The organism is Streptomyces sp. SD31, assembly GCF_052068475.1.
Taxonomy (GTDB): domain Bacteria; phylum Actinomycetota; class Actinomycetes; order Streptomycetales; family Streptomycetaceae; genus Streptomyces.
The window spans coordinates 344,684-356,696 of record NZ_JBQHCX010000002.1 but is presented as its reverse complement, the minus strand read 5'-3'; the positions used below and the strand labels follow the sequence as shown (position 1 = coordinate 356,696).

At 69.2% G+C, this 12,013-nt stretch carries 7 protein-coding genes; 4 read left to right on the top strand and 3 right to left on the bottom strand.

The window, feature by feature from the left end:
- Positions 1 to 6 precede the first annotated feature (6 nt).
- Complete coding sequence (locus tag ACTMVF_RS05585; protein ID WP_441269814.1) at positions 7 to 2,271, top strand: heavy metal translocating P-type ATPase; 2,265 nt, start codon at positions 7 to 9, stop codon at positions 2,269 to 2,271.
- 682 nt (positions 2,272 to 2,953) lie between these two features.
- Here the strand turns inward: ACTMVF_RS05585 and ACTMVF_RS05580 are convergent.
- The 3 genes from ACTMVF_RS05580 to ACTMVF_RS05570 form a co-directional block, all read right to left on the bottom strand.
- Positions 2,954 to 4,243, bottom strand: a complete 1,290-nt coding sequence (locus tag ACTMVF_RS05580) for a citrate synthase (RefSeq protein WP_302000583.1) — start codon at positions 4,241 to 4,243, stop codon at positions 2,954 to 2,956.
- A gap of 265 nt (positions 4,244 to 4,508) precedes the next feature.
- A complete protein-coding gene (gene recD2 / locus ACTMVF_RS05575; protein ID WP_441269813.1) occupies positions 4,509 to 6,773 on the bottom strand; it encodes an SF1B family DNA helicase RecD2 in 2,265 nt (754 codons plus the stop codon).
- A gap of 30 nt (positions 6,774 to 6,803) precedes the next feature.
- Positions 6,804 to 7,169: a hypothetical protein gene (locus ACTMVF_RS05570; RefSeq protein ID WP_441269812.1), complete on the bottom strand. Its 366-nt coding sequence runs from the start codon at positions 7,167 to 7,169 to the stop codon at positions 6,804 to 6,806.
- A 238-nt stretch (positions 7,170 to 7,407) separates the two neighbouring features.
- Here ACTMVF_RS05570 and ACTMVF_RS05565 point away from each other — a divergent pair, with 238 nt between their 5' ends.
- The 3 genes from ACTMVF_RS05565 to ACTMVF_RS05555 are packed head-to-tail and all read left to right on the top strand — an operon-like array spanning position 7,408 to position 11,931.
- Complete coding sequence (locus ACTMVF_RS05565) at positions 7,408 to 8,445, top strand: LacI family DNA-binding transcriptional regulator (RefSeq protein WP_441269811.1); 1,038 nt, start codon at positions 7,408 to 7,410, stop codon at positions 8,443 to 8,445.
- The gene (locus ACTMVF_RS05560) at positions 8,442 to 9,995 is read left to right on the top strand and encodes a sugar ABC transporter ATP-binding protein (RefSeq protein WP_441269810.1); all 1,554 of its coding nucleotides are present in this window, start codon (positions 8,442 to 8,444) and stop codon (positions 9,993 to 9,995) included. The genes ACTMVF_RS05565 and ACTMVF_RS05560 overlap by 4 nt, the downstream gene beginning before the upstream one ends.
- A complete protein-coding gene (locus ACTMVF_RS05555; protein WP_441269809.1) occupies positions 9,985 to 11,931 on the top strand; it encodes an ABC transporter permease/substrate-binding protein in 1,947 nt (648 codons plus the stop codon). Before ACTMVF_RS05560 ends, ACTMVF_RS05555 begins: the two co-directional genes overlap by 11 nt.
- Positions 11,932 to 12,013 lie beyond the last annotated feature (82 nt).

Here is a 12,013-nt window from a genome sequence, read left to right as displayed (position 1 = left end):
CTGGTCATGACCCGCACCACCGAAGAACCGCCGATAGCCGAGACGGCCGACACGACCGGCACCTCCCACGTGGAGCTGCTCATCGGCGGGATGACCTGCGCCTCCTGCGCGGCCCGCGTCGAGAAGAAGCTGAACCGCATGGACGGCGTGACCGCCACGGTGAACTACGCGACGGAGAAGGCGAAGGTCAGCTACCCGGCGGGCATCCAGGTCGCCGACCTGATCGCCACGGTGGTGAAGACGGGCTACACGGCGACGGAGCCGGCGCCGCCGGAACCCGCGCGCCAGGCGGCGCCGGAAGACCCCGAACTGGCGGAAGACCCCGAACTGGCGGGCTACCGCCGGCGCCTCACGGTCTCCGCCCTGCTCGCCGTCCCCGTCATCGCGCTGTCGATGATCCCGGCCCTGCAGTTCGACAACTGGCAGTGGCTCGCGCTCACCCTGGCCTCACCGGTCGTCGTCTGGGGCGGACTGCCCTTCCACCGGGCCGCGTTCACGAACGCCCGGCACGGCGCGGCGACCATGGACACGCTGATCTCGATGGGCACGCTGGCCGCGTTCGGCTGGTCGCTGTGGGCGCTGTTCTTCGGCGACGCGGGCATGAGCGGCATGCGCGACGACTTCGAGTTCACGGTCGCGCGCGTGGACGGCGCCTCGCAGATCTACCTCGAAGTGGCTTCCGGGGTCGTCACGTTCATCCTCCTCGGACGCTTTCTGGAGGCACGCGCCAAGCGCCGCGCGGGGGCCGCGCTGCGGGCGCTGATGGAACTGGGCGCGAAGGACGTGTCCGTGCTGCGGGACGGCCGCGAGCTCCGCGTCCCCGTGGACCGGCTGGCCGTCGGCGACCGGTTCGTCGTACGGCCCGGCGAGAAGATCGCCACCGACGGCACCGTCGTCGAGGGCACCTCCGCGGTGGACGCCGCCATGCTGACCGGGGAGTCGGTGCCGGTGGATGTGACGGTCGGGGACGCGGTGACCGGTGCGACCGTCAACGCCGGAGGCCGGCTGGTCGTCGAGGCGACCCGGATCGGCGCCGACACCCGGCTGGCGCGGATGGCGAAGCTCGTGGCGGACGCACAGAACGGCAAGGCCGAGGTGCAGCGGCTCGCCGACCGGATCTCCGCGGTGTTCGTGCCGACGGTCATCGTCCTCGCGGTCGCCACCTTCGGGGCGTGGCTCGGCGTCACCGGCGACACGGTCGCCGCGTTCACCGCGGCCGTCGCGGTCCTGATCATCGCCTGCCCGTGCGCACTGGGCCTGGCCACTCCCACGGCCCTCATGGTCGGCACGGGACGCGGGGCGCAGCTCGGCATCCTGATCAAGGGCCCCGAGGTGCTGGAGTCCACGCGCCGGGTCGACACCGTCGTCCTGGACAAGACCGGCACGGTCACCACCGGTCGCATGACCCTCCAGAAGGTGTACGCCGCCGAGGGCGAGGACGAGGAACAGGTGCTGCGCCTCGCGGGCGCCGTCGAGCACGCCTCCGAGCATCCCGTCGCCCGGGCGGTGGCCGCGGGGGCGCAGGAGCGGGTCGGGCCGCTGCCGGAGGTCACGGGGTTCGAGAACGTGCCCGGGCGGGGCGTACGCGCACGCGTGGAGGGCCGTGACGTGGCCGTGGGGCGCCTTTTCGACGCGCTGCCCACGGGGATTGCCCGCGCCAAGGAAGAGGCCGAGAGGGACGGTCGTACGGCCGTCGTGGTCGGGTGGGACGGAGCGGCCCGCGGTGTCGTCGCCGTAGCGGACGCGGTGAAGGAGACCAGCGCCGAGGCGGTGCGCGAGCTGCGCGCGCTGGGGCTCGCTCCGGTACTGCTGACCGGGGACAACCGGGCGGTCGCCGAAGCGGTGGCGGACGCGGTCGGTATCGATCAGGTGATCGCGGAGGTCCTGCCCGAGGACAAGGTCGAAGCGGTACGGCGACTGCGGCGCGAGGGGCGGTGCGTCGCCATGGTCGGCGACGGCGTCAACGACGCGGCCGCGCTCGCCACCGCCGATCTGGGTCTCGCCATGGGCACCGGCACTGACGCGGCGATCGAGGCCAGCGATCTGACGCTGGTGCGCGGGGATCTGCGGGTGGCGGCGGACGCGATCCGGCTGTCCCGGAGGACGCTGGCCACGATCAAGGGCAACCTCGTGTGGGCCTTCGGGTACAACGTCGCCGCGTTGCCGCTGGCCGCGGCGGGGTTGCTGAACCCGATGATCGCGGGCGCCGCGATGGCCTTCTCGTCGGTGTTCGTGGTGACGAACAGCTTGCGACTGCGGACGTTCCGGTGAATTCGTAGTAAGAACCCCCCTGGGTCCCTCTGGAGTCCGACGCCCAGCTCACATAAGCTCTTCACAAGGCTCACGCATCATCCTTACGCTTGGACCCCGATCGCCATATCGGGGCTCTTGCGCATCTAACGGACATATGCAAGAGACGCAGATCACAGTGATGTGAAGGTAACCATCGAAGGGGTTCGAAGGTCTAAGTTGACGATGTCAGGCAGCGTCTTGGGGGGCGCTTACTGGCATCTGAGGATGTCTTGGGGGACTTCCTCAGAGTTGCGTTGCCGGGGCACGCACTTCGGGAAGCTTTGAGCGGCCCTCCCGAGTGTGCGCTGTCCCGGCAGACCGCACACCCATGAGTACGACGGTTTTTGCTCGTTCTGCTCAACGGCAGTACCGAAAGACAGCGATTCAGGCGCTGGTCTCTCAGACGCCCGGCCGGATCCCGTGGGGGGAATCCGCACCGGGACATGGGAAGGCGCCCTGGACGTCGGCCCGTGGGGGGACCGCCGCCAGGGCGCCTTCTGCTATCCGCGCATATCCGCGGGCCGCACACACAAGAGCCCCACACCCGGCCGAAGCCGTGCGCGGGGCTCTGTCAGCACCGGGAAGCAGGGCAGGGAATCCCCAAACGCGAGGACGACCCCACCCACAGGCGCCAGTGACCCGGCGCCCCCACCTGCAGGTGTCAGCGCTCCTCGACCGGCACGAAGTCGCGCTCCACGACGCCCGTGTAGATCTGGCGCGGGCGGCCGATGCGGGAGCCCGGCTCCTTGATCATCTCGTGCCACTGGGCGATCCAGCCCGGGAGCCGGCCGAGGGCGAACAGGACCGTGAACATCTCGGTCGGGAAGCCCATGGCCCGGTAGATCAGGCCGGTGTAGAAGTCGACGTTCGGGTAGAGGCTGCGCGAGACGAAGTAGTCGTCGGAGAGCGCGTGCTCCTCCAGCTTCAGGGCGATGTCCAGCAGCTCGTCGGACTTGCCGAGGGCCGAGAGGACGTCGTGCGCGGCAGCCTTGATGATCTTGGCGCGCGGGTCGAAGTTCTTGTAGACCCGGTGGCCGAAGCCCATCAGGCGGACGCCGTCCTCCTTGTTCTTCACCTTGCGGATGAAGGAGTCGACGTCGCCGCCCGCGTCACGGATGCCCTCGAGCATCTCCAGCACGGACTGGTTGGCACCGCCGTGCAGCGGGCCCCACAGCGCGTTGATGCCGGCCGAGATCGACGCGAACATGTTGGCCTGGGACGAGCCGACCAGGCGGACCGTGGACGTCGAACAGTTCTGCTCGTGGTCCGCGTGCAGGATCAGCAGCTTGTCCAGGGCCGAGACGACGATCGGGTCGAGGTCGTACTCCTGCGCCGGCACCGAGAAGGTCATGCGCAGGAAGTTCTCGACGTAACCGAGGTCGTTGCGCGGGTAGACGAACGGGTGGCCGATCGACTTCTTGTACGCGTACGCCGCGATCGTCGGAAGCTTGGCGAGCAGCCGGATCGTCGAGAGGTTGCGCTGCGTCTCGTCGAACGGGTTGTGGCTGTCCTGGTAGAACGTGGACAGCGCGGAGACGACCGACGACAGCATGGCCATCGGGTGGGCGTCGCGCGGGAAGCCCTTGTAGAAGTTCTTGACGTCCTCGTGCAGCAGGGTGTGCTGCGTGATGTCGTTCTTGAAGGTCGAGAGCTCGTCGACGGTGGGCAGCTCACCGTTGATCAGCAGGTAGGCCACCTCCAGGAAGGTGGAGCGCTCGGCCAGCTGCTCGATCGGGTAGCCGCGGTAGCGGAGGATGCCCGCCTCGCCGTCGAGGTAGGTGACGGCGGATTTATAGGCGGCGGTGTTGCCGTAGCCGCTGTCCAGCGTCACCAGACCGGTCTGGGCGCGGAGCTTGCCGATGTCGAAGCCCTTGTCGCCGACGGTGCTGTCAATCACCGGGTAGGTGTACTCGCCGTCGCCGTACCGCAGTACTACAGAGTTGTCGCTCACGTCTTCCCTCACCGACGTTGTGCCTCATCTTCGAGGTTGCCCTGACTGTCTCTACCCTCCCCCATTCGGCTCAGGAGAGTGCACTCGGGGTCGACCATTGGGCCTATTGGCGGCACTGAGTGCCGCCAACTTGTCATCCTGCCCGCTGTTTTCCCCATCCGGAAGTGCTCTGTGACCTTCACGACTCGTTTGATCGATCATTTTTTTCGATGCCTCACGAATCGCCAGGTCAGAGGCGGGTCCGGCGACAGGACGCGAGCAGGGCTCAGGAGAAGCCCGCGAGGCGGAAGTCGAGCGCCGTGCAGCGCCGCCCCGCCGACACCGTGCGCACCGCCTGGCCGATCGCCTTGCGTGAACCCACGAGGACGACCAGTTGCTTGGCGCGGGTCACCGCCGTATACAGCAGGTTCCGCTGGAGCATCATCCATGCTCCGGTGGTGACGGGGATCACCACGGCGGGATATTCACTCCCCTGTGAACGGTGGATCGTCACCGCGTACGCGTGCGCCAGTTCGTCCAGTTCGTCGAATTCATACGGAACCTCCTCGTCCTCGTCCGTCAGCACCGTCAGGCGCTGGTCGACCGGGTCGAGCGAGGTGACCACGCCCACGGTGCCGTTGAAGACACCGTTCTTCCCCTTCTCGTAATTGTTGCGAATCTGGGTGACCTTGTCGCCGACGCGGAAGACCCGCCCGCCGAACCGCTTCTCCGGCAGATCGGGGCGCCCGGGGGTGACGGCCTGCTGGAGCAGGCCGTTCAGGGTGCCCGCGCCGGCGGGCCCGCGGTGCATGGGGGCGAGGACCTGGACGTCCCGGCGCGGGTCGAGGCCGAACTTGGCCGGAATGCGACGGGCTGCCACGTCCACCGTGAGCCGTCCGGCCGCTTCCGTGTCGTCCTCGACGAAGAGGAAGAAGTCCTTCATGCCGTCGGTGACCGGGTGCTGCCCGGCGTTGATCCGGTGCGCGTTCGTCACGACTCCCGACTGCTGGGCCTGGCGGAAGACGCGGGTCAGCCGTACGGCCGGGATCGGGCTGCCGTCCGCCAGGAGGTCCCTCAGCACCTCCCCCGCACCGACGCTCGGCAACTGGTCCACGTCCCCGACGAAGAGCAGATGGGCACCGGGCGGTACGGCCTTGACCAGCTTGTTGGCGAGCAGCAGGTCCAGCATGGACGCCTCGTCGACCACCACCAGGTCGGCCTGGAGCGGGCGGTCCTTGTCGTACGCCGCGTCGCCGCCCGGCTTGAGCTCCAGGAGGCGGTGGACGGTGGAGGCCTCGGCGCCGGTGAGCTCGGCGAGCCGCTTGGCGGCCCGTCCCGTGGGGGCGGCCAGCACCACCCTGGCCTTCTTGGCACGGGCCAGCTCCACGATCGAGCGGACCGTGAAGGACTTGCCGCAGCCGGGGCCGCCGGTCAGCACGGCGACCTTCTGCGTCAGCGCCAGCTTGACGGCGGCCTCCTGCTCCGGGGCCAGGGCCGTGCCCGTACGGCCCTTGAGCCAGCCCAGCGCCTTGTCCCAGGCCACGTCACGGAAGCCCGGCATCCGGTCCTCGTCGGTGCGCAGCAGGCGCAACAGCTGGGCGGAGAGGGAGAGTTCGGCCCGATGGAAGGGGACGAGATAGATGGCGGTGACGGGATCGCCCGAGCCGCCGTCGGGACCGGGGACCTTCTCCCGTACGACACCGGGGTCGCCGCCGTCCTCGGGGACCTGGGCCAGCTCCGCCAGGCACTCGATGACGAGCCCGGTGTCGACCTGGAGCAGCTTCACCGCGTCCGCGATCAACCGCTCCTCGGGGAGGTAGCAGTTGCCCTGGTCGGTGGCCTGCGACAGCGCGTACTGCAGGCCCGCCTTCACACGCTCCGGGCTGTCGTGCGGGATGCCGACGGACTGGGCGATCTTGTCGGCGGTGAGGAAGCCGATGCCCCAGACGTCGGCCGCCAGCCGGTACGGCTGGTTCTTCACGACGGAGATCGAGGCGTCGCCGTACTTCTTGTAGATGCGCACGGCGATGGAGGTGGACACCTCCACGGTCTGGAGGAAGAGCATGACCTCCTTGATCGCCTTCTGCTCCTCCCAGGCGTCGGCGATCTTCTTGGTGCGCTTGGGGCCGAGGCCGGGGACCTCGATCAGGCGCTTCGGCTCCTCCTCGATGATCTTCAGGGTGTCCAGGCCGAAGTGCTGGGTGATGCGGTCGGCGAAGACCGGGCCGATGCCCTTGACCAGCCCGGAGCCGAGGTAGCGGCGAATGCCCTGGACGGTGGCAGGAAGGAGTGTCGTGTAGTTCTCGACGGTGAACTGCTTGCCGTACTGCGGGTGGGAGCCCCAACGCCCCTCCATCCGCAGCGACTCACCGACCTGGGCGCCGAGCAGCGCGCCGACGACCGTGAGGAGGTCGCCGCCGCCGCGCCCTGTGTCGACGCGGGCGACCGTGTAGCCGTTCTCCTCGTTGGCGTACGTGATGCGTTCGAGTACGCCTTCGAGCGTGGCCAGTCGCCGCTCACCCGCCTGGGAGGCCCCCGCCTGATTGGACATGATCCGACGGTACCGCCCGGCACCGACAGCTCAGCCGGCCTGCGACTTCACGTGGTCGATGACCTTCTGGAAGTCCTCGGTGGGCGAGAACTCGACGAACTCGCAGTCCTCCAGGGCCACGGGGACGTGACCCGGCGCCCAGTAGTACGCCTGCCCCGCCTCGTACGTCTGCTCGCCCTCGGCCGTGTGCATCACCAGCCGCCCTTTGAGCAGGTAGCCCCAGTGCGGGCACTGGCACGCGTCGCCGGGCATGCCCTTCAGGGCCGGGCCCATGTCCGTGCCCTGCGGCAGGCGTATGTAGCCGACCGACATCCCGCCGCCCATCGGTTTGATGCGCAACTCCACGCCGTCGCCTTCCATCGCGACAGGGACGTCATTTCGAGCCGCTGCCGTCATGACTCCTCCGCTCCGGCCCGCAAGGGCCCCGAGGAAACGACACCTGTACTTCCAGCCTGAACCGCCCCGGGCAGCCCCGCGACATCACGATCCGGTCTCGGGATGTGGTTGAGGGCTTGATTAACCCCCGTGTAATCGATTCCAATCCTCCGTACACGTCGATGTAATCGATTCCACCAGGCCATCGACCATCGATTTCCATGAACGATCGAACGATCCACAAGGAGGTGGAGCGGCGATGGCGAGCATCAAGGACGTCGCTGCCGAGGCGGGCGTCTCCGTCGCCACGGTCTCGCGCGTCCTGAACGACCATCCGTCGGTCAGCGCCGAGGCACGCACGCGCGTGCTGGCCGCCGTCGAGACCCTGGGCTACCGCCCGAACGCCGTCGCCCGCTCCCTGCGCACCGACCAGACCCACACCCTCGGCCTGGTCATCAGCGACGTGATGAACCCCTACTTCACCGAGCTGGCCCGCTCCGTCGAGGAGGAGGCCCGCGCGCTCGGCTACAGCGTCATCATCGGCAACGCCGACGAGCGGCCCGACCTCCAGGACCATCATGTGCGGAACCTGCTGGACCGCCGTATCGACGGCCTCCTGGTCTCCCCCACCGACGGCGGCTCCCCGCTGATGCTGGACGCCGCGCGCGGGGGGACGCCGATGGTCTTCGTGGACCGGTGGATCCCGGGCGTGGACGTGCCGGTGGTGCGATCGGACGGGCGGGGTGCCGTACGGGATCTCGTCGCGCATCTGCACGGGCTGGGGCATCGCAGGCTCGCCATCATCGCGGGCCCCGCGGCGACCACCACCGGACGGGAGCGCGTCGAGGCCTTCCGGGAGGCGCTCGGCGCCTACGGGCTCGAACTCCCCGACGCCTACATAGGGCAGGGCGACTTCCAGGCCGAGAGCGGGCGGCGGGTCACCGAGGGCTTCCTCGACCTGCCCGAGCCGCCCGAGGTCGTCTTCGCGGCCGACAACCTGATGGCTCTCGGCGCGCTGGACGCCGTACGCGCGCGTGGCCTGCGTGTGCCGGACGACCTCGCCCTGGCCGCGTTCGACGACATCCGGTGGTTCGTGCACACCGATCCGCCGATCACCGCGATCGCCCAGCCCACGGGCGAGCTGGGCCGGGCCGCCGTACGGGCCCTGGTCGACCGCATCGAGGGACGGCCCGGCGAGTCCGTCACCCTCCCCGCCCGTCTCGTCGTACGCCGCTCCTGCGGCGAACCACCGGCTCCCTCGGAGCCGTCCCCCGTAACGAACAGGAGCCAGTCGTGAGCAACGCGGACGAGTTGCTGCGCATCGAGGGCATACGGAAGGCCTTCCCGGGCGTGGTCGCGCTGGACGGCGTCGACTTCGACCTGCGCCGGGGCGAGGTGCATGTGCTGCTCGGTGAGAACGGCGCCGGCAAGAGCACCCTCATCAAGATGCTCTCCGGCGCCTATACGCCCGACGCCGGGCGGATCCTGGTCGGCGGTGAGGAGACGCGCATCCATGGTGCGCAGGACTCCGAGCGCCTCGGGATCGCCACCATCTACCAGGAGTTCAACCTCGTTCCCGATCTGACGGTCGCCGAGAACATCTTCCTGGGACGGCAGCCGCGCCGCTTCGGGATGATCGACCGGAAGAGGATGGAGGCCGACGCCGAGGTGCTCCTCGCGCGCGTGGGAGTGAACGTCTCGCCACGCGCGCGTGTGCGTGAACTCGGCATCGCCCGCCTGCAGATGGTCGAGATCGCCAAGGCGCTCAGCCTGAACGCGCGCGTGCTGATCATGGATGAGCCGACCGCCGTGCTCACCTCGGAAGAGGTGGACAAGCTCTTCTCCATCGTGCGCAAGCTGCGCGAGGACGGCGTGGGGATCGTCTTCATCACGCACCACCTGGAGGAGATCGCCGCCTTGGGCGACCGGGTGACCGTCATCCGGGACGGCAGGAGCGTCGGGCAGGTCCCGGCCACCACGGCCGAGGACGAACTCGTACGGCTCATGGTGGGGCGCTCCATCGAACAGCAGTACCCGCGTGAACGGGCCGATCGCGGGGCCGCGTTGCTGTCGGTCGAAGGGCTGACCCGGGACGGCGTCTTCCATGACGTCAGCTTCGAGGTGCACGCCGGTGAGGTGGTCGGCATCGCTGGGCTGGTCGGCGCCGGCCGTACCGAGGTGGTGCGGGCCGTGTTCGGGGCGGATCCGTACGACAAGGGGGCCGTGAAGGTCGGCGGTTCCTCCCTCCCCAAGTACGACGTCAACGCGGCGATGACCGCGGGCATCGGGCTGATCCCCGAGGACCGCAAGGGCCAGGGCCTGGTGCTGGACGCGTCCGTCGAGGAGAACCTCGGCCTGGTGACGCTGCGTTCGGCCACGCGCGCGGGGCTCGTCGACCTCAAGGGCCAGCGCGAGGCGGCGGCGCGGATCGCCGGGCAGCTCGGTGTGCGGATGGCGGGCCTCGGCCAGCACGTGCGCACGCTGTCCGGCGGCAACCAGCAGAAGGTCGTCATCGGCAAGTGGCTGCTCGCCGACACCAAGGTGCTGATCCTCGACGAGCCCACGCGTGGCATCGACGTCGGCGCCAAGGTCGAGATCTACCAGCTCATCAACGAACTCACCGCTCAGGGCGCCGCCGTCCTGATGATCTCCAGCGATCTGCCGGAGGTCCTCGGCATGAGCGACCGGGTCCTGGTGATGGCCCAGGGCCGGATCGCGGGTGAACTCACCGCCGACGAGGCGACCCAGGACTCGGTCATGGCGCTCGCCGTCAGCAAGCCCACCACTGAGAAGAACTCTGAGAAGAACTCCGAGAAGACCGGAACGGAGGCCTCCCGTGGCCACTGACACGCTCAAGAGCACGACGGGCGCGAGTGGCGCCTCGGGGCTTCGCCGCCTCCTCCTCGACAACGGCGCGCTGACCGCGCTGATCGTCCTCGTCATCGCGATGTCGGCGCTGTCCGGCGACTTCATGACGACCGACAACCTCCTCAACGTCGGCGTCCAGGCGGCCGTGACCGCCATCCTCGCCTTCGGCGTGACCTTCGTGATCGTCTCGGCGGGCATCGACCTGTCGGTCGGCTCGGTGGCGGCCCTGTCGGCCACCGTCCTCGCCTGGAGCGCCACTTCGGAAGGCGTGCCGGTCTTCCTCGCCGTGCTCCTCGCGATCGCGACCGGCATAGCGTGCGGCCTGGTCAACGGCATCCTGGTCTCGTACGGCAAGCTGCCGCCGTTCATCGCGACGCTGGCCATGCTGTCGGTGGCCCGCGGTCTGTCCCTGGTGATCTCGCAGGGCTCCCCCATCGCCTTCCCCGACTCGGTCTCGCACCTCGGCGACACCCTCGGCGGCTGGCTGCCGGTGCCGGTGCTCGTGATGGTCGGCATGGGTCTGATCACGGCGTTCGTGCTGGGGCGGACGTACATCGGCCGTTCGATGTACGCGATCGGCGGCAACGAGGAGGCGGCCCGCCTGTCCGGTCTGCGGGTGAAGAAGCAGAAGCTCGCGATCTACGCCTTCTCCGGTCTGTTCGCCGCCGCCGCGGGCATCGTGCTCGCCGCCCGCCTGTCCTCCGCGCAGCCGCAGGCCGCACAGGGCTACGAGCTCGACGCCATCGCGGCGGTCGTCATCGGCGGCGCCTCGCTGGCCGGTGGTACGGGCAAGGCGTCCGGGACGCTGATCGGCGCGCTGATCCTGGCGGTGCTGCGCAACGGCCTCAACCTCCTTTCGGTGTCCGCGTTCTGGCAGCAGGTCGTCATCGGTGTCGTGATCGCGCTGGCGGTGCTGCTGGACACGGTGCGGCGCAAGGCGGGGGCGACTCCCGTGGCGGCCGGTACCGGGGGCAACAAGGGCAAGCAGGCGGCGACTTATCTGCTCGCGGCCGTCGTCGCGGCGGCGATCGTCGGCGCCACCTCCTTCCTGCACAGCGGCACGTCGGAGGCGAAGAGCCAGAAGATCGGGCTGTCGCTGTCGACCCTCAACAACCCGTTCTTCGTGCAGATCCGGGCGGGTGCGCAGGCCGAGGCGAAGAAGCTGGGCGTGGACCTGACCGTCACCGACGCGCAGAACGACGCCTCGCAGCAGGCCAACCAGCTGCAGAACTTCACCAGTGAGGGCCTCGGCACGATCATCGTGAACCCGGTGGACTCCGACGCGGTGACCCCGGCTGCGAAGGCCGTCAACAAGTCGGACATCCCGCTCGTCGCCGTCGACCGGTCGGTCAACAACGCCACCACCGCCGCGCTCGTCGCCTCCGACAACGTCACCGGCGGCAAGCTCGCCGCCAAGTCGCTCGCCGAGAAGCTGGGCGGCAAGGGCAGGATCGTGATCCTGCAGGGCCAGGCGGGCACCTCCGCCAGCCGTGAGCGCGGCTCCGGCTTCGCCGAGGGCCTGAAGGCCTACCCGGGCATCGAGGTCGTCGCCAAGCAGCCCGCCGACTGGGACCGCACCAAGGGCCTGGACGTCATGACGAACCTGCTCCAGGCCAACCCCGACATCGACGGCGTCTTCGCGGAGAACGACGAGATGGCCCTCGGCGCGATCAAGGCGCTGGGCTCCAAGGCCGGCAAGTCCGTCCAGGTCATCGGCTTCGACGGAACCGCGGACGGGCTGAAGGCCGTCGAGGCGGGCACGCTGTACGCGTCGGTGGCACAGCAGCCGACGGAGCTCGGCAGGATCGCCGTACAGAACGCGGTGAAGGCCGCCGCGGGTGACAAGGTCGAGAAGTCGGTGATGGTGCCGGTGAAGGTGGTCACGAAGGAGAACGCGGCCGGCTTCACGGGCTGAGAACCACGGGTGGGCGGATCCTTGGCGGAGTCCTCCGCGGGATCCGCCCGCCTCACGTCACCATGGGGATCTGACAGGGGAG